This is a genomic window from Streptomyces sp. NPDC037410 (genome assembly GCF_055602235.1).
The window spans coordinates 126,257-143,847 of sequence record NZ_JBVJWR010000010.1; the positions used below are offsets into that span (position 1 = coordinate 126,257).

17 protein-coding genes are annotated in these 17,591 nt (G+C 70.8%); 1 reads left to right on the plus strand and 16 read right to left on the minus strand.

The features are described from left to right. Positions 1–75: 75 nt before the first annotated feature. The 13 genes from metK to pyrR form a co-directional block, all read right to left on the minus strand. A complete protein-coding gene (gene metK, locus ACZ7HT_RS18740; protein ID WP_116162027.1) occupies positions 76–1,284 on the minus strand; it encodes a methionine adenosyltransferase in 1,209 nt (402 codons plus the stop codon). Between the two features lie 360 nt (positions 1,285–1,644). Continuing rightward, positions 1,645–2,850 carry a bifunctional phosphopantothenoylcysteine decarboxylase/phosphopantothenate--cysteine ligase CoaBC gene (gene coaBC, locus ACZ7HT_RS18745; protein WP_471166772.1) on the minus strand — a complete coding sequence of 402 codons (1,206 nt, stop codon included), beginning with the start codon at positions 2,848–2,850 and terminating at the stop codon, positions 1,645–1,647. A gap of 117 nt (positions 2,851–2,967) precedes the next feature. Further along, on the minus strand, positions 2,968–3,240 hold the full coding sequence (gene rpoZ, locus ACZ7HT_RS18750; protein ID WP_017242218.1) for a DNA-directed RNA polymerase subunit omega: 273 nt from the start codon (positions 3,238–3,240) through the stop codon (positions 2,968–2,970). 28 nt (positions 3,241–3,268) lie between these two features. After that, positions 3,269–3,832 (minus strand): guanylate kinase, encoded by a 564-nt coding sequence (gene gmk / locus ACZ7HT_RS18755; protein WP_471166774.1) that lies wholly within the window; start codon positions 3,830–3,832, stop codon positions 3,269–3,271. A 73-nt stretch (positions 3,833–3,905) separates the two neighbouring features. After that, complete coding sequence (locus ACZ7HT_RS18760; RefSeq protein ID WP_030204477.1) at positions 3,906–4,229, minus strand: integration host factor; 324 nt, start codon at positions 4,227–4,229, stop codon at positions 3,906–3,908. A gap of 297 nt (positions 4,230–4,526) precedes the next feature. Further along, a complete protein-coding gene (gene pyrF, locus ACZ7HT_RS18765) occupies positions 4,527–5,363 on the minus strand; it encodes an orotidine-5'-phosphate decarboxylase (RefSeq protein ID WP_398439244.1) in 837 nt (278 codons plus the stop codon). After that, complete coding sequence (locus ACZ7HT_RS18770; RefSeq protein ID WP_471167127.1) at positions 5,360–6,469, minus strand: quinone-dependent dihydroorotate dehydrogenase; 1,110 nt, start codon at positions 6,467–6,469, stop codon at positions 5,360–5,362. Before ACZ7HT_RS18770 ends, pyrF begins: the two co-directional genes overlap by 4 nt. 73 nt (positions 6,470–6,542) lie before the next feature. Continuing rightward, a complete protein-coding gene (carB, locus tag ACZ7HT_RS18775) occupies positions 6,543–9,851 on the minus strand; it encodes a carbamoyl-phosphate synthase large subunit (RefSeq protein ID WP_471166778.1) in 3,309 nt (1,102 codons plus the stop codon). Further along, positions 9,844–10,986 (minus strand): glutamine-hydrolyzing carbamoyl-phosphate synthase small subunit, encoded by a 1,143-nt coding sequence (gene carA / locus ACZ7HT_RS18780; RefSeq protein ID WP_471166780.1) that lies wholly within the window; start codon positions 10,984–10,986, stop codon positions 9,844–9,846. Before carA ends, carB begins: the two co-directional genes overlap by 8 nt. Then, entirely contained in the window at positions 10,983–11,555 is a 573-nt protein-coding gene (locus tag ACZ7HT_RS18785; RefSeq protein WP_471166782.1) for a PH-like domain-containing protein, read from the minus strand. Before ACZ7HT_RS18785 ends, carA begins: the two co-directional genes overlap by 4 nt. After that, on the minus strand, positions 11,552–12,838 hold the full coding sequence (locus ACZ7HT_RS18790; protein ID WP_471166785.1) for a dihydroorotase: 1,287 nt from the start codon (positions 12,836–12,838) through the stop codon (positions 11,552–11,554). Before ACZ7HT_RS18790 ends, ACZ7HT_RS18785 begins: the two co-directional genes overlap by 4 nt. A gap of 2 nt (positions 12,839–12,840) precedes the next feature. Continuing rightward, entirely contained in the window at positions 12,841–13,818 is a 978-nt protein-coding gene (locus ACZ7HT_RS18795) for an aspartate carbamoyltransferase catalytic subunit (protein WP_471166788.1), read from the minus strand. An 83-nt stretch (positions 13,819–13,901) separates the two neighbouring features. Continuing rightward, entirely contained in the window at positions 13,902–14,471 is a 570-nt protein-coding gene (gene pyrR / locus ACZ7HT_RS18800) for a bifunctional pyr operon transcriptional regulator/uracil phosphoribosyltransferase PyrR (protein WP_471166790.1), read from the minus strand. Positions 14,472–14,716: 245 nt separating this feature from the next. Between pyrR and bldD the strand changes: the two genes are divergently transcribed. Next, positions 14,717–15,217, plus strand: a complete 501-nt coding sequence (bldD, locus tag ACZ7HT_RS18805; protein ID WP_017242229.1) for a transcriptional regulator BldD — start codon at positions 14,717–14,719, stop codon at positions 15,215–15,217. 154 nt (positions 15,218–15,371) lie between these two features. Here the strand turns inward: bldD and nusB are convergent, their stop codons facing one another. Genes nusB through ACZ7HT_RS18820 form a run of 3 tightly spaced genes read right to left on the minus strand, consistent with a single transcriptional unit; the run spans position 15,372 to position 17,539 of the window. Next, positions 15,372–15,809, minus strand: a complete 438-nt coding sequence (gene nusB, locus ACZ7HT_RS18810; RefSeq protein WP_116162016.1) for a transcription antitermination factor NusB — start codon at positions 15,807–15,809, stop codon at positions 15,372–15,374. Positions 15,810–15,811: 2 nt separating this feature from the next. Further along, positions 15,812–16,378, minus strand: coding sequence for an elongation factor P (gene efp / locus ACZ7HT_RS18815; RefSeq protein WP_471166792.1), 567 nt, complete (start codon positions 16,376–16,378; stop codon positions 15,812–15,814). 48 nt (positions 16,379–16,426) lie between these two features. Further along, a complete protein-coding gene (locus ACZ7HT_RS18820) occupies positions 16,427–17,539 on the minus strand; it encodes an aminopeptidase P family protein (protein ID WP_471166794.1) in 1,113 nt (370 codons plus the stop codon). Positions 17,540–17,591 lie beyond the last annotated feature (52 nt).

The following is a 17,591-nucleotide window of genomic DNA, read 5'->3' on the forward strand; positions in this document are numbered from 1 at the left end:
CCACCGACAGCCGGGCATGCCCGGAGCCCGGCACCCCCGCGAGGGGTACCGGGCTCCGTGAGTGTCCGGGTGGGACTACAGGCCGGCGGCCTGCTTCAGGGCGTCCACGCGGTCCGTGCGCTCCCAGGTGAAGTCCGGCAGCTCGCGGCCGAAGTGGCCGTAGGCGGCGGTCTGGGAGTAGATCGGGCGGAGCAGGTCGAGGTCGCGGATGATCGCGGCCGGGCGGAGGTCGAAGACCTCGCCGATGGCGTGCTCGATCTTCTCGGTCTCGACGGTGTTGGTGCCGAAGGTCTCGACGAAGAGGCCGACGGGCTCGGCCTTGCCGATCGCGTAGGCGACCTGGACCTCGCAGCGCGAGGCGAGGCCCGCGGCGACGACGTTCTTGGCGACCCAGCGCATGGCGTAGGCGGCGGAACGGTCGACCTTGGACGGGTCCTTGCCGGAGAAGGCGCCGCCACCGTGGCGGGCCATGCCGCCGTAGGTGTCGATGATGATCTTGCGACCGGTGAGGCCGGCGTCGCCCATCGGGCCGCCGATCTCGAAGCGGCCGGTCGGGTTCACGAGCAGGCGGTAGCCGTCGGTGTCGAGCTTGATGCCGTCCTCGACGAGCTGCTTGAGCACGTGCTCGACGACGAACTCGCGGATGTCGGGCGCGAGCAGCGACTCGAGGTCGATGTCCGAGGCGTGCTGCGAGGAGACGACGACCGTGTCGAGACGGACGGCCTTGTCGCCGTCGTACTCGATGGTGACCTGGGTCTTGCCGTCGGGACGCAGGTACGGGATGGTCCCGTTCTTGCGGACCTCGGTGAGGCGGCGGGAGAGCCGGTGCGCGATGTGGATCGGCAGCGGCATCAGCTCGGGGGTCTCGTCCGACGCGTAGCCGAACATCAGGCCCTGGTCGCCGGCGCCCTGCTTGTCGAGCTCGTCCTCGTCGCCCTCGACCCGCTTCTCGTACGCGGTGTCCACGCCCTGGGCGATGTCCGGGGACTGGGATCCGATGGACACCGACACGCCGCAGGAGGCGCCGTCGAAGCCCTTCTTCGAGGAGTCGTAACCGATCTCGAGGATCTTGTTCCGGACGAGGGTCGGGATGTCCGCCCAGGCCTTGGTGGTCACCTCACCGGCGACGTGCACCAGGCCGGTGGTGATCAGCGTCTCGACGGCGACGCGCGAGGTGGGGTCCTCGCGCAGCAGTGCGTCGAGAATGGTGTCGCTGATCTGGTCAGCGATCTTGTCGGGGTGACCCTCGGTGACGGACTCCGAGGTGAACAGACGACGGGACACAACGCTCCCTGGGGTTGCAGCGGCTGCTGGCTACTCGTGACGCGGACCGGCAGGGGGCTGCGCCCCGCGACGTTCCACGAACAGTCTATCGGTCGTGGTCGGACAATGGACCAGGTGTCTCGCCTGGCGAATGACAGGGAGGCGGCGGAATCGCCTTCCGGCAAGGCGGAGCCGCCCGCCCGGATGGGGCGCAAATCACTCGTCAGGCGGTGTTTCGCACCTCCCCGGACGGCGGATCGCGCCCCGGAGGCGGCACCGGCGTCCGCCGCGCAGGCGGACCGGATGCGTCAGGTCGAGGGCCCGTCCGGCGGATCAGGGTCGGATACGCCGCGGCCCCGGCGATGATCCGCCGGACAGGCCCTAGGGGCGCAGCCGCGGCAGGACCAGGTCCCAGACCGTCTCGGCGAGCGCTTCCTTCGGCCCGTACGGTACGGGGGTCTCGGTGCCGTCCGAGGCGAGGACGACGGCCTCGTTCTCCTCGGAGCCGAAGGTCTTCCGCTCCCCCACCTCGTTGACGACGAGGAGGTCGCAGCCCTTGCGGGCGAGCTTGGCGCGCCCGTTGGCGAGCACGTCGTCGGTCTCGGCGGCGAAGCCCACGACGACCTGGCCGGCCAGGGCGCGGTCGGCGGAGAGCTCGGCGAGGATGTCGGGGTTGCGCACGAGCTCGATGGTCGGCGCGCCGCCGTCGTCCTTCTTCTTGATCTTCCCGGGGGCGTAGACGGCCGGGCGGAAGTCGGCGACGGCGGCGGCCATCACGACCGCGTCGGCGTCGGCCGCCGCCTTGAGGACGGCCTCGCGGAGCTGGACGGCGGTGCCGACGTGGACCACGTCGACCCCGGCGGGGTCGGCGATGCCGGTGTTCGCCTCGACGAGGGTGACCCGGGCGCCGCGGGCGGCGGCCGCCTTCGCGAGGGCGTAGCCCTGCTTCCCGGAGGAGCGGTTGCCGAGGTAGCGGACGGGGTCGAGGGGCTCGCGGGTGCCGCCCGCGCTGACCACGACGTGACGTCCGGCGAGGTCGGGGGTGGTGACGCCCCGGGCGAGGATCCGTCGGCAGACCTCGAAGATCTCCGCCGGGTCCGGGAGCCGGCCCTTGCCGGTGTCGACGCCGGTGAGGCGGCCGACGGCGGGCTCGATGACGACGGCGCCGCGGCGGCGCAGGGTCGCCACGTTCTCCTGGGTCGCCGGGTGCTCCCACATCTCGGTGTGCATGGCGGGGGCGAAGACGACCGGACAGCGCGCGGTCAGCAGCGTGTTGGTCAGCAGGTCGTCGGCGAGCCCGTGGGCGGCCTTGGCGAGCATGTCGGCGGTGGCGGGGGCGACGACGACGAGGTCGGCGCCCTGGCCGATCCGCACGTGCGGGACCTCGTGGACGGACTCCCACACCTCGGTGGAGACGGGGTGGCCCGAGAGCGCGGACCAGGTGGCGGCGCCGACGAAGTGGAGGGCGGAGTCGGTGGGCACGACCCGGACGTCGTGGCCGGACTCGGTGAGCCGGCGCAACAGCTCGCACGCCTTGTAGGCGGCGATGCCGCCGCTGACGCCCAGGACCACCTTCGGCTTGGTCACGACTGTCACTGCTCCCCTGGTCTTCTGGAGGCTCGGATGCGTACGACTCCATGAGACACCACAGGCCCGGCGGATGGTCCGCCGGGCCTGTGGTGACGAGCGTTACACGCTCGGTGCTTACTGCGCGGGGCCCTCGATGGCCTCGGACGTCAGCAGACCCGCGTTGATCTCGCGCAGCGCGATCGAGAGCGGCTTCTCGTGAACGTGGGTGTCGACGAGCGGACCCACGTACTCCAGCAGGCCCTCGCCGAGCTGGGAGTAGTACGCGTTGATCTGACGCGCGCGCTTGGCCGCGTAGATCACGAGGCTGTACTTCGAGTCCGTGGCCTCGAGCAGCTCGTCGATCGGCGGGTTGATGATGCCCTCGGGCGCGGTCATGGAAGAGGACACGCTCTACCTTCCGAAGATGGAAAAAAGATCAGACAACGTGCATCAACGTTAGCAGCTCGCGCGCGACGTCCTCGACGGAGGTGTTGACGAGGGTGGTGTCGAACTCCGACTCGGCGGCCAGCTCGACCTTCGCGGCCTCCAGACGGCGCGCGATGACCTCGGGCGACTCGGTGCCGCGGCCGGTGAGCCGGCGGACCAGCTCCTCCCAGCTCGGCGGGGCGAGGAAGACCAGCTGGGACTCCTCCATGGAGTCCTTCACCTGGCGGGCGCCCTGGAGGTCGATCTCCAGGAGCACGGGCTCGCCGGAGTCGAGACGCTCCAGGACGGCGCCGCGCGGGGTGCCGTAGCGGTTGCCCGCGAACTCGGCCCACTCGAGGAGCTCACCGTTGGCGATCAGCTTGTCGAACTCGTCGTCCGAGACGAAGAAGTAGTGGACGCCGTGCTTCTCGCCGGGGCGGGGCTTCCGTGTCGTCGCCGACACCGAGAGCCAGACCTCGGGGTGGACCTTGCGCATATGAGCGACGACCGTGCTCTTGCCGACCCCTGAGGGGCCGGAGAGCACGGTCAGCCGCGGACGTACCTCTGCTGCCATGCAGCGATTATTCCAGCTTCACCGGCGTGCCCGGGACGCGTGTCCCGGATCGGCGGCCGGACCGGTCGCCGGTTCAGGCGCCGGTGGAGCCGAACTCGCGCTCCAGGGAGGCGATCTGGTTGGAACCGAGACCACGGACGCGACGGCTCTCGGAGATGCCGAGGCGCTCCATGATCTGCTTGGCGCGGACCTTGCCGACGCCGGGCAGGGACTCAAGGAGCGCGGAGACCTTCATCTTGCCGATGACGTCGTTCTCCTGGCCGGTCTTGATGACCTCGTGCAGGGAGGCGCCGGAGTGCTTCAGTCGATTCTTGACCTCGGCCCGCTCCCGGCGAGCCGCGGCGGCCTTTTCGAGCGCGGCTGCGCGCTGTTCAGGGGTAAGGGGCGGAAGAGCCACGCCTACGTCACCTCGGATGTCGATCTGTCGGATACGGACCGGTGAGGAACCTGGACGCCCCACACCAGTGGAGCAACGATCAACGGTGTGGTCGTTGAACGCCTGCTCTGCTCCGGAGACTAGCGGCCGAGGCCGCTCCAGTCAGCGAGAACAGCGGAAAAGTCCTGGTCAGCATCGACCGACCAGGACTTTTCCGGCATACCACCCCTGTTTTGAGCCAAGATTTCGTCAAGTGGTGAGACGGCTCACCATCGGGCGGCCCCGCCTCTCCGACCTGCGGATTGTCCGGGAGACCCGTCAGCCGGCGACGGCCGCGCGGATCTCGTCCGCGTAGCGGTGCGCGGAGTCCCGCAGGGCGGCCACGTCCGGGCCGTTGCGCAGGACCCCGCGGCTGACGTTCGGGACGACGTTGCGGACCGCGGCGCCGAAGACGGCCGGGAGGTCGGCGGGGGTCGCGCCCTGGGCGCCGATGCCGGGGGCGAGGAGCGGCCCGTTGATGTCCAGGTCGAAGGAGGACAGGTCGCCGAGGGTGGCGCCGACGACCGCGCCGAAGGAGCCCATCGGGGTCTCCCCCGCGTTCTCCTCGGCGAGGTGGGCGAGCATGGTCGCGCCGATGGTGCGGCCGTCCTCGCGGACCGCCCGCTGGACCTCCGCGCCCTCCGGGTTGGAGGTGAGGGCCAGCACGAAGAGGCCGGCGCCGGACTCGCGGGCCAGGTCGACGGCCGGCTTCAGGGCGCCGTAGCCGAGGTACGGGGAGACCGTCAGGGCGTCGGAGAAGAGCGGGGAGTCCTTGCGCAGGAAGGTCTCCGCGTACGCGGCCATGGTGGAGCCGATGTCGCCGCGCTTGGCGTCCATGACGACCAGGCCGCCCGCCGCGCGCAGGTCGGCGGTGGCGCGCTCCAGGACGGCGATGCCGCGCGAGCCGAAGCGCTCGAAGAAGGCGGACTGCGGCTTGAAGACGGCCACGGTCTCGGCGAGGGCCTCGACGACGGTGAAGGTGAAGCGTTCGAGACCGGCGATGTCGTCGGTCAGGCCCCAGGAGTCGAGCAGGGCGGCGTGCGGGTCGATGCCGACGCAGAGCGGGCCGCGCTCGTCCATGGCGGAGCGCAGGCGGGTGCCGAAGGAGAGGGTCATCGCGTGGCCTTTCGGTTGTCGGCGCCGACGGCCTCGGCGAGGGTGGCGTACGGGGAGGCCGCGAGGCGCGCGGCGAGGCCCTTGTGGATCGCGCGGGCGTAGAACGGGCCCTCGTAGATGAAGGCGCTGTAGCCCTGGACGAGGGTGGCGCCGGCGAGGATGCGCTGCCAGGCGTCCTCGGCGTTCTCGACGCCGCCGACGCCCACCAGGACCAGACGGTCGCCCACGCGCGCGTGGAGGCGGCGCAGGACGGCCAGGGAGCGCTCCTTGACGGGGGCCCCGGACAGGCCGCCGGTCTCCTTGACGAGCGCGGGGTCGGACTTCAGGCCGAGGCCCTCGCGCGCGATGGTGGTGTTGGTGGCGATGATTCCGTCGAGGCCGAGCTCCAGGGCGAGGTCGGCGACGGCGTCGACGTCCTCGTCGGCCAGGTCGGGGGCGATCTTGACCAGGAGGGGGACGCGGCGGCCGGTGACCGTGCGGTCGGCGGCCTCGCGGACGGCCGTGAGGAGGGGGCGCAGGGACTCGGTGGCCTGGAGGTTGCGCAGGCCCGGGGTGTTCGGCGAGGAGACGTTGACGACGAGGTAGTCGGCGTGCGCGGCGAGGCGCTCGGTGGACTTCACGTAGTCGGCGGCGGCCTCGGCCTCGGGGACGACCTTGGTCTTGCCGATGTTGACCCCGACGACCGTCTTGAAGACGGGGTTGCGGGTGGCCAGGCGCTCGGCGACGGCGGCGGAGCCCTCGTTGTTGAAGCCCATGCGGTTGATCAGGGCGCGGTCCGGGACGAGCCGGAAGAGGCGCTTCTTGGGGTTGCCGGGCTGGGCCTCGCCGGTGACGGTGCCGATCTCGACGTGGTCGAAGCCGAGCATCGACATGCCGTCGATGGCGACGGCGTTCTTGTCGAAGCCTGCGGCGAGCCCGAAGGGGCCGTGCATGCGGAGGCCGAGGGCCTCGGTGCGCAGCTCCTTGTACCGGGGCGCGAGGACGGCGGCGACGAGGGTGCGCAGGACGGGGATCCGGGCGGCGAGGCGGATCCAGCGGAAGGCCATGTAGTGGGCCTGCTCGGGGTCCATGCGCTTGAAGACCAGGTCGAAGAAGAACTTGTACATGCTGGGGTGGCTCCAGGTCATGACGAGGGGGACACCGCAGTGCTGCCGGTGTCCCCCTCCTCGTACGGGCTTGCTAGTCGCGGGCCGCGGTCAGGTGCTCCGCGTGCTCCTGGAGCGAGCGGACGCCCACGTCGCCGTGGTTGAGCGCGTCGATGCCCTGGACGGCCGCGGCGAGCGCCTGGACCGTGGTGAGGCAGGGGACGCTGCGCGCCACCGCGGCCGTACGGATCTCGTAGCCGTCGAGGCGGCCGCCGGTGCCGTACGGGGTGTTGACGATCAGGTCGACCTGGCCGTCGTGGATGAGCTGGACGACGGTCTTCTCGCCGTTCGGGCCTTCGCCCTCGCTGAGCTTGCGGACGACCGTGGCGTTGATGCCGTTGCGCTTGAGGACCTCGGCGGTGCCGGAGGTGGCGAGCAGCTCGAAGCCGTGGGCGACGAGCTCGCGGGCCGGGAAGATCATCGAGCGCTTGTCGCGGTTGGCGACCGAGATGAACGCGCGGCCCTTGGTGGGCAGCGGGCCGTAGGCGCCTGCCTGCGACTTGGCGTAGGCCGTGCCGAAGACCGCGTCGATGCCCATGACCTCGCCGGTGGAGCGCATCTCCGGGCCGAGGACCGTGTCGACGCCGCGGCCGTGCACGTCGCGGAAGCGCGACCACGGCATCACGGCCTCCTTGACGGAGATCGGCGCGTCGAGCGGCAGGGTGCCGCCGTCGCCGTTCTTCGGCAGCAGGCCCTCGGCGCGCAGCTCGGCGATGGTGGCGCCCAGCGAGATGCGGGCGGCGGCCTTCGCGAGCGGCACGGCGGTCGCCTTCGAGGTGAAGGGGACGGTCCGGGAGGCGCGCGGGTTCGCCTCCAGGACGTAGAGGATGTCGCCGGCCATGGCGAACTGGATGTTGATCAGGCCGCGGACGCCGACGCCCTTGGCGATGGCCTCGGTGGAGGCGCGCAGGCGCTTGATGTCGAAGCCGCCGAGGGTGATCGGGGGCAGGGCGCAGGCCGAGTCGCCGGAGTGGATGCCGGCCTCCTCGATGTGCTCCATGACGCCGCCGAGGTAGAGCTCGGTGCCGTCGTAGAGCGCGTCGACGTCGATCTCGATGGCGTCGTCGAGGAAGCGGTCGACCAGGACCGGCCGGGTGGGGCTGATCTCGGTGGACTCGGCGATGTACGACTCCAGGCGGGCCTCGTCGTACACGATCTCCATGCCGCGGCCGCCGAGCACGTACGAGGGGCGTACGAGGACGGGGTAGCCGATCTCGTCGGCGATGGCCTTGGCGCCGGTGAAGGTGGTCGCGGTGCCGTGCTTCGGCGCGGGGAGCCCGGCCTCGGCGAGGACGCGGCCGAAGGCGCCGCGGTCCTCGGCGGCGTGGATGGCCTCCGGGGAGGTGCCGACGACCGGCACGCCGTTGTCCTTGAGCGCCTGGGCGAGACCCAGCGGGGTCTGGCCGCCGAGCTGGACGACGACACCGGCGACGGGTCCCGCGAGGGTCTCGGCGTGGACGATCTCAAGCACGTCTTCGAGCGTGAGCGGCTCGAAGTACAGGCGGTCGGAGGTGTCGTAGTCCGTGGAGACGGTCTCCGGGTTGCAGTTGACCATCACGGTCTCGTAGCCGGCGTCGCTCAGGGCGAAGGAGGCGTGGACGCAGGAGTAGTCGAACTCGATGCCCTGGCCGATGCGGTTCGGGCCGGAGCCCAGGATGATCACCGCGGGCTTCTCGCGCGGGGCGACCTCGGACTCCTCGTCGTAGGACGAGTAGAAGTACGGGGTCCTGGCGGCGAACTCGGCGGCGCAGGTGTCGACCGTCTTGTAGACCGGGCGGACGCCCAGGGCGTGCCGGACTTCGCGGACGACGTCCTCGCGCAGGTCCCGGATCTCGGCGATCTGGGCGTCGGAGAAGCCGTGGCGCTTGGCCTCGGCGAGCAGCTCGGGGTCGAGCTTGCCGGCGGCGGCCAGGTCGTCGGCGATCTCCTTGATCAGGAAGAGCTGGTCGACGAACCACGGGTCGATCTTCGTGGCGTCGAAGATCTCCTGCGGGGTGGCGCCGGCGCGGATGGCCTGCATGACCGTGTTGATGCGGCCGTCGGTCGGGCGGACCGCCTCGCGGAGGAGCTCGGCCTTGTCGCCGGGCTCGCCGGTGAAGGTGAACTGCGAGCCCTTCTTCTCCAGGGAGCGCAGGGCCTTCTGGAGCGCCTCGGTGAAGTTGCGGCCGATGGCCATGGCCTCGCCGACCGACTTCATCGTGGTGGTGAGGGTGGAGTCGGCCTGCGGGAACTTCTCGAAGGCGAAGCGCGGGGCCTTGACGACGACGTAGTCGAGCGTGGGCTCGAAGGACGCCGGGGTCTTCTCCGTGATGTCGTTCGGGATCTCGTCCAGCGTGTAGCCGACGGCGAGACGGGCCGCGATCTTGGCGATCGGGAAGCCGGTCGCCTTGGAGGCGAGCGCGGAGGAGCGGGAGACGCGCGGGTTCATCTCGATGACGATGATCCGGCCGTCGTCCGGGTTGACCGCGAACTGGATGTTGCAGCCGCCGGTGTCGACGCCGACCTCGCGGATGATCGCGATGCCGATGTCGCGCAGGCGCTGGTACTCGCGGTCGGTGAGCGTCATCGCCGGGGCGACGGTGATCGAGTCACCGGTGTGGACGCCCATCGGGTCGAAGTTCTCGATGGAGCAGACGACCACGACGTTGTCGTGCTTGTCGCGCATGAGCTCCAGCTCGTACTCCTTCCAGCCGAGGATGGACTCCTCCAGGAGCACCTCGGTGGTCGGGGAGAGCGTGAGGCCCTGGCCGGCGATGCGGCGCAGCTCCTCCTCGTCGTGGGCGAAGCCCGAGCCGGCGCCGCCCATGGTGAAGGAGGGGCGGACGACGACGGGGTAGCCGCCGAGCTCGTCGACGCCCTTGAGGACGTCGTCCATGGAGTGGCAGATGACGGAGCGGGCGGACTCGCCGTAGCCGATCTTGGCCTTGACGGCCTCGACGACGCCCTTGAAGAGGTCGCGGTCCTCGCCCTTGTTGATGGCCTCGACGTTGGCGCCGATGAGCTCGACGCCGTACTTCTCCAGCACACCCTGCTCGTGCATGGAGATCGCGGTGTTGAGCGCGGTCTGGCCGCCGAGCGTGGGCAGGAGGGCGTCGGGGCGCTCCTTGGCGATGATCTTCTCGACGAACTCGGGGGTGATCGGCTCGACGTACGTGGCGTCGGCGATCTCCGGGTCGGTCATGATCGTGGCCGGGTTGGAGTTGACCAGGATCACCCTCAGGCCCTCGGCCTTGAGGATGCGGCAGGCCTGGGTGCCGGAGTAGTCGAACTCGGCGGCCTGGCCGATGACGATCGGGCCGGAGCCGATGACCAGGACGGACTGGATATCGGTGCGCTTAGGCACGCTCGGCCTCCATCAGGGATACGAAGCGGTCGAAGAGGTACGCGGCGTCGTGCGGGCCCGCGGCCGCCTCGGGGTGGTACTGGACGGAGAAGGCCGGCTGGTCGAGCAGCTGGAGGCCTTCGACGACCTGGTCGTTCAGGCAGACGTGGGAGACCTCGGCACGCCCGTACAGGGTGTCGGAGACCTTGTCGAGGGGCGCGTCGACGGCGAAGCCGTGGTTGTGCGCGGTGACCTCGACCTTGCCGGTGGTGCGGTCCTGGACCGGCTGGTTGATGCCCCGGTGGCCGTACTTCAGCTTGTAGGTGCCGAAGCCGAGTGCGCGGCCGAGGATCTGGTTGCCGAAGCAGATGCCGAAGAGCGGCGTCTTGCGCTCCAGGACGGCCTGCATGACGGCGACGGGGCCGTCGGCGGTGGCCGGGTCGCCCGGGCCGTTGGAGAAGAACACGCCGTCGGGGCTGACGGCGTAGATGTCCTCGGCGGTGGCGGTGGCGGGGAGGACGTGGACCTCGATGCCGCGCTCGGCCATCCGGTGCGGGGTCATGCCCTTGATGCCGAGGTCGACGGCGGCGACGGTGAACTTCTTCTCACCGATGGCGGGGACGACGTACGTCTCCTTCGTGGCGACCTCGGCCGAGAGGTTCGCGCCCTTCATCTCGGGCTGCTGGCGGACCTCGGCGAGCATGGTGCCCTCGTCGGGGAGCGCGCTGCCGGAGAAGATGCCGACGCGCATGGCGCCGCTCTCGCGCAGGTGGCGGGTGAGGGCGCGGGTGTCGATGCCCTGGATGCCGACGACGCCCTGGTCGCGCAGCTCCTCGTCGAGGGAGCGCTGCGAGCGCCAGTTGGAGGAGACGCGGGCGGGGTCGCGGACGACGTAGCCGGAGACCCAGATCCGCGCGGACTCGGGGTCCTCGTCGTTGACGCCGGTGTTGCCGACGTGGGGGGCGGTCATGACGACGACCTGCCGGTGGTACGACGGGTCGGTGAGCGTCTCCTGGTAGCCGGTCATGCCGGTGGAGAACACGGCCTCGCCGAAGGTCTCCCCCACGGCCCCGTAGGCGCGGCCGCGGAAGATGCGGCCGTCCTCCAGGACGAGTACGGCGGGAGTCTTGGCGGCTCCCCTGGTGGAGGTCGTCATCGTGCGATGCCTTCCGTCGTGTTGATCATGGAGTTGATGGCTTCGGTCCAGGCCGCGTGCTCGGCCGCCCGGTCGGAGCGGAAGCCGGAGTCGAGCTGCTTGCCGCCGTGCTCCCAGGTGACGATCAGGAGCCCGCCCTCGGCGAGGACCTTGCCGGCGATGCCCTTGTCGAGACGGGCCTCGCGCAGCGCGGCGGCCGGCACGAAGAAGTCGTTCGCCCCGGGGCGGACGACCTCGATGCCGGCGTCGGTGAGCGTGAGCTCGACGCGGCTGCGGGTGCCGAGGCCGTGGGCGACGATCCGGTCGAGCCACTGCCCGGCGGTCGTGGACCCGTGGTAGCGCCCGCTGAGAGTCAGTCTCGCCTCACCGGTCGCCTCCGGCGCGGTGGGGAGCTCGGGGAGGTCGGACTGGAGGCTGCCGCGCCACTTCCATCCCTGGCGCATGAGCCAGTACACGAAGGCGACGAAGAGCAGGAGTCCTGCGACCCAGCCGAGCCGTCCGGCCCAGTCGGTCACCTCCGCCGACTTCTGCTCGGCTGCCTCTGCGGCGATTGCGATGAGTGGTGTCACGCCAGCTTCCCGTCCACGACCGTTGCCCGGCCCCGCAGGAAGGTGTGGGTGACGCGTCCCGGCAGCTCACGGCCCTCGTAGGGGGTGTTGCGGCTGCGGGAGGCGAAGTCCGCGGGGTCCACGACACCACGGTAAGCCGGATCGACCAGCGTCAGGTTCGCGGGCTCACCTGCCGAGACGGGGCGTCCGTGGCCCTTCGCCCGTCCGATGCGGGCGGGCGCGGAGGACATCCGGTCGGCGACGCCGGCCCAGTCGAGGAGGCCGGTCTCGACCATCGTCTGCTGGACGACGGAGAGGGCGGTCTCCAGGCCGACCATGCCCATGGCGGCCGCGGCCCACTCGCAGTCCTTGTCCTCGTGCGGGTGCGGGGCGTGGTCGGTGGCGACGATGTCGATCGTGCCGTCGGCCAGCGCCTCGCGCAGGGCGAGCACGTCCTTCTCGGTGCGCAGCGGCGGGTTGACCTTGTAGACCGGGTTGTACGAGCGGACCAGCTCGTCCGTGAGGAGGAGGTGGTGCGGGGTGACCTCGGCGGTGACGTCGATGCCGCGGGACTTGGCCCAGCGGACGATCTCGACGGAGCCGGCGGTGGAGAGGTGGCAGATGTGGACGCGGGAGCCGACGTGCTCGGCGAGGAGGACGTCGCGGGCGATGATCGACTCCTCGGCGACGGCGGGCCAGCCGCCGAGGCCGAGCTCGGCGGAGACGACGCCCTCGTTCATCTGGGCGCCCTCGGTGAGGCGGGGCTCCTGGGCGTGCTGGGCGACGACGCCGCCGAAGGCCTTCACGTACTCCAGGGCGCGGCGCATGATCACGGCGTCGTCGACGCACTTGCCGTCGTCGGAGAAGACGGTGACGCCGGCGGCGGAGTCGTGCATGGCGCCGAGCTCGGCGAGCTTCTTGCCCTCCAGGCCGACGGTGACGGCGCCGATGGGCTGGACGTCGCAGTAGCCGTGCTCCCGGCCGAGGCGGTAGACCTGCTCGACGACGCCGGCGGTGTCGGCGACCGGGTGGGTGTTGGCCATGGCGAAGACGGCCGTGTAGCCGCCGGAGGCGGCGGCGCGGGTGCCGGTGAGGACGGTCTCGGAGTCCTCGCGGCCGGGCTCGCGCAGGTGGGTGTGGAGGTCGACCAGGCCGGGCAGCAGGATCTGGCCGTCGGCCTCGATGACGGTGGCGCCCTCGGCGGAGAGGTCCGTGCCGACCTCGGCGATGGACTCGCCGTTGATGAGGACGTCCTGGACGTCGCCGCCGAGGACCTTCGCACCGCGGATAAGGATCTTGCTCATGGTTACTTGTTCTCCTCGGTACGGGCGGGGGTGGCGGAGTCGTTGCCGCCGAGCAGCAGGTAGAGGACGGCCATCCGGATGGAGACACCGTTGGCGACCTGCTCGACGACCGTGCAGCGGTCGGAGTCGGCGACCTCGGCGGTGATCTCCATGCCGCGGACCATCGGGCCGGGGTGCATGACGATGGCGTGCTCGGGCATCTTCGCCATCCGCTCGCCGTCGAGCCCGTAGCGGCGCGAGTACTCGCGCTCGGTCGGGAAGAAGGCGGCGTTCATCCGCTCGCGCTGCACACGCAGCATCATCACCGCGTCGGACTTCGGCAGCACGCTGTCGAGGTCGTACGAGACGTCGCAGGGCCAGGTCTCGACGCCGACGGGGACCAGGGTGGGCGGGGCCACCAGGGTGACCTCGGCTCCAAGGGTGTGCAGCAGGTCGACGTTCGAGCGGGCGACCCGGCTGTGCAGGACGTCGCCCACGAGGGTGATGCGCTTGCCCGCGAGGTCCTGGCCGAGGCCGGCGTCGCGGCCGACGAGGCGGCGGCGCATGGTGAAGGCGTCCAGGAGGGCCTGGGTGGGGTGCTGGTGGGTGCCGTCGCCCGCGTTGATGACGGGGGCGTCGATCCAGCCGGAGGTGGCGAGCCGGTACGGGGCGCCGGAGGCGCTGTGCCGGATGACGACCGCGTCGACGCCCATGGCCTCCAGGGTCTGCGCGGTGTCCTTGAGGGACTCGCCCTTGGAGACGCTGGAGCCCTTGGCCGCGAAGTTGATGACGTCGGCGGAGAGGCGCTTCTCGGCGGCCTCGAAGGAGATCCGGGTCCGGGTGGAGTCCTCGAAGAAGAGGTTGCAGATGGTCCGGCCGCGCAGGGTCGGCAGCTTCTTGATGGGCCGGTCGGCCACCCGGGCCATCTCCTCGGCGGTGTCGAGGATCTGGACGGCGTCGTCGCGGGTGAGGTCGGCGGCCGAGATGAGGTGACGCATCATCGGGTTTTCGCTCCGTGGTGGGAGGGTGAGGGCATGCGGGTGCGCAGGGCTGTGCCCCGGCCCCGTCGGGGGTGCCGGTCCGGTTAGGAGGAGGCGGGCTTGCCGCCGAGCAGGACGGTGTCGCGACCGTCTTCCTCGGCGAGCAGGACCTTGACCGTCTCCCGCAGCGACGTGGGGAGGTTCTTGCCGACGTAGTCGGCGCGGATCGGAAGTTCGCGGTGGCCGCGGTCGACGAGGACCGCGAGCTGGACGGCGCGCGGGCGGCCGATGTCGCCGAGGGCGTCGAGGGCGGCGCGGATGGTGCGGCCGGAGAAGAGGACGTCGTCGACGAGGACGACGAGGCGGCCGTCGATGCCGTCGGCGGGGATCTCGGTGCGGCCGATGGCGCGGGCGGGCTTCAGCCGCAGGTCGTCCCGGTACATGGTGATGTCGAGGGAACCGACCGGGATCTTGGAGCCGGTGATCGATTCGAGCTTCTCGGCGAGCCGGCGGGCGAGGAAGACGCCACGGGTGGGGATGCCGAGGAGGACCACGTCGTCGGCGCCCTTGGCGCGCTCGACGATCTCGTGGGCGATGCGGGTCAGGACCCGCGCGATGTCAGGGGCCTCGAGAACGGGCCGCGCTTCGTCGCCGTAATGCTGCTGAGTGTCCATGGGAAACGGACCTCCTTCTCCGCCTCACGGGACGGCTCTTAAAGGACGTCGGATTTGCGCCGTTCACTCTACCAGGGGTGGGGAGGCCGGTCCCGCGCACCCCTGCCGCCACTCCGGGCGCCGTCCCCCGGGAGGGGGCGGTACGGACCATTCGGCTTGACGGGTGGGTGTAACGCTGCGTAACCTCACAGTGAGTTACCAGCCGCGCGGCGCAGCCGCATGTCGTCACAGCGTCCGGGAGCGTTATGTCCAGCGAATACGCAAAGCAGCTCGGGGCCAAACTCCGTGCCATCCGCACCCAGCAGGGTCTCTCCCTCCACGGGGTGGAGGAGAAGTCCCAGGGCCGCTGGAAGGCGGTCGTGGTCGGCTCGTACGAGCGCGGAGACCGCGCGGTGACCGTGCAGCGTCTTGCCGAGCTGGCCGATTTCTACGGAGTGCCGGTGCAGGAGCTCCTGCCGGGCACGACCCCGGGCGGGGCCGCCGAGCCGCCGCCGAAGCTGGTCCTTGACCTGGAGCGCCTCGCCCACGTCCCGCAGGAGAAGGCGGGCCCGCTCCAGCGCTACGCGGCGACGATCCAGTCGCAGCGCGGCGACTACAACGGCAAGGTGCTGTCGATCCGCCAGGACGACCTGCGCACCCTCGCCGTCATCTACGACCAGTCCCCCTCGGTCCTCACCGAGCAGCTGATCAGCTGGGGCGTCCTCGACGCGGACGCGCGCCGCGCGGTCGCCCACGAGGACAACTGACCCCTTACGAGGGCACAGCAGAAACGTACCGCCGGGCCCGTGGACGTCATCCGACGACCACGGGCCCGGCTTCTTTCTTCCCCGCACGGGCCGGCGATACGCGAAGGGGCCCGCAGCACCGAGTGCTGCGGGCCCCTTCGCGTGCCGTACGGGACTAGACGTCCGCATCCCTGCGCAGGCGCGGCTTCAGGTCCTTGAAGCGTCCCAGAAGGCCGTTGACGAAAGCCGGGGACTCGTCCGTGGAGAACTCCTTGGCGAGCTGCACCGACTCGTCGATCGCGACCGCGTCGGGCGTGCCGTCCTCCCAGATCAGCTCGTACGCACCGAGGCGCACGATGTTCCGGTCGGCGACGGGCATCCGGTCGAGGGTCCAGTCCACCGAGTAGGTCTCGATGAGCTCGTCGATCCGCGCCACGTGGGCGGCGTATCCCTCGACCAGCTGCATGGTGAAGTCGTTGACCGGCGGCTGACGGTCGTCCGACCGCGCGAGCCGCACCTGGTCCGCGAGGACCTCCTGGACGGAGGCACCACGCTGGTCCGCCTCGAAGAGGATCTGGAAGGCGCGCTTGCGGGCCTTGCTCCGAGCGGCCACGGTTACTTGTTCACCCGGCCGAGGTAGTCGCTGGTGCGGGTGTCGACCTTGACCTTCTCACCGGTGGTGATGAAGAGCGGGACCTGGATCTCGTAGTCCGTCTCCAGCGTGGCGGGCTTGGTGCCGCCGGTGGAGCGGTCGCCCTGGACGCCCGGGTCGGTGTGCTTGATCGTCAGCTCGACGGCGGCCGGCAGCTCGACGTAGAGCACCTCGCCCTCGTGCTGCGCCACGGAGGCGGTGAAGCCCTCGATCAGGAAGTTGGCGGCGTCACCGACGTTCTTCCGGTCGATGTGCAGCTGGTCGTACGTCTCCATGTCCATGAAGACGAAGTAGTCGCCGTCCATGTAGGAGAACTGCATGTCGCGGCGGTCGATGGTGGCCGTCTCGACCTTCGTACCAGCGTTGAAGGTCTTGTCGACGACCTTGCCGGAGAGCACGTGCTTGAGCTTGGTGCGCACGAAAGCCGGGCCCTTGCCGGGCTTGACGTGCTGGAACTCGACGACGGACCAGAGCTGGTCCCCGTCGAGCTTGAGCACCATGCCGTTCTTGAGGTCGTTCGTGGAAGCCACGGTTGCGGAATCTCCTGGACTGACGTGGACCGAGGAGGCGTACGCGCCTCACAGCGCGAGCAGCTCCTTGGTCGTGATGGTGAGTAGCTCGGGTCCGCCGTCCGCCTCCTGGCGTACGACGAGCGTGTCATCGATCCGGACCCCGCCCCGGCCCGGGAGGTGGACCCCCGGTTCGACGGTGACCGGCACGCAAGCGTCCAGTTTACCCATGGCCGAAGGTGAGAGCTGCGGGTCCTCGTCGATTTCGAGCCCCACCCCGTGCCCGGTGAGGGGCACGGCGGCCTCCGCGTGCCCCGCGGCGTCCAGGATCTGGCGGGCCGCCCGGTCCACGTCGCGGTACTCCGCGCCGGGCGCGAGGGACTCGCGTCCGGCCCGCTGAGCGGCGAAGACGAGCTCGTACAGCTCGATCTGCCAGTCGGCGGGGGTGGTGCCGATGACGAACGTACGGCCGATCTCGCACCGGTAGCCGCGGTAGTCCGCGCCGAGGCAGACGGTGAGGAAATCACCCTCCTCGACCCGGCGGTCGGTGGGCCGGTGCCCGCGGCGCCCGGAGTGCGGGCCGGTCCCCACGGAGGTGGGGAACGCGGCCCCGTCGGCGCCGTGGTCGACGAGCCGCCGCTCCAGCTCCAGGGCGAGGTGGCGCTCGGTCCGCCCCACGAGGATCGACTCCAGGAGCTCGCCGAGCGCCTGGTCGGCGATCTCCGCCGCGATCCGCAGGCAGGCGATCTCGTCCTCGTCCTTGACGATCCTGAGCTGTTCGACGGCGCAGGCGAGGTCGGCGAGGCGCAGGGCGGGGGCGACGGAGCCCATGGCCCGGTGCCGGGCGACCGTCAGGTGGTGCTCCTCGACCGCGAGCGCGTCGGCGCCCGCCCGGCGGGCGAGGTCGACGGCGGCGACCGCCGGATCGCCCCCTCCGGTGGGCAGGACCTGCTGCCGGAGCAGCTCGTCGAGCCGCCCGTCGGCCGGCTCGCCGCCGGGCGGGACGGGGCAGAGCAGCACGTCCGACTCCGGTTCCGGCCCGACGAGCAGGACGGAGCCGGGCGGTGAACCACCCGCGAGATAGCGGACGTTGGCGGGGCGGGAGACCAGGGCCGCCGGGCTGCCCGCGGCCGCGCACCGGTCGCGCAGCCGCACCCGGCGGTCCGCATACACCTCTGACATGCTCCGAGCGTACGAGCGCCGCGCCGCGACGGCCTGTTCAGGACGGCCGTCC

Coding starts and splice junctions, on each gene's coding strand:
- ACZ7HT_RS18770 (WP_471167127.1), bottom strand. CDS start 6,469: ATGTACAAGTTCTTCTTCGACCTGGTCTTCAAGCGCATGGACCCCGAG.
- ACZ7HT_RS18790 (WP_471166785.1), bottom strand. CDS start 12,838: ATGAGCAAGATCCTTATCCGCGGTGCGAAGGTCCTCGGCGGCGACGTC.
- carA (WP_471166780.1), bottom strand. CDS start 10,986: ATGACGACCTCCACCAGGGGAGCCGCCAAGACTCCCGCCGTACTCGTC.
- pyrF (WP_398439244.1), bottom strand. CDS start 5,363: ATGACCCTCTCCTTCGGCACCCGCCTGCGCTCCGCCATGGACGAGCGC.
- gmk (WP_471166774.1), bottom strand. CDS start 3,832: ATGGCAGCAGAGGTACGTCCGCGGCTGACCGTGCTCTCCGGCCCCTCA.
- ACZ7HT_RS18820 (WP_471166794.1), bottom strand. CDS start 17,539: ATGTCAGAGGTGTATGCGGACCGCCGGGTGCGGCTGCGCGACCGGTGC.
- pyrR (WP_471166790.1), bottom strand. CDS start 14,471: ATGGACACTCAGCAGCATTACGGCGACGAAGCGCGGCCCGTTCTCGAG.
- bldD (WP_017242229.1), top strand. CDS start 14,717: ATGTCCAGCGAATACGCAAAGCAGCTCGGGGCCAAACTCCGTGCCATC.
- ACZ7HT_RS18795 (WP_471166788.1), bottom strand. CDS start 13,818: ATGATGCGTCACCTCATCTCGGCCGCCGACCTCACCCGCGACGACGCC.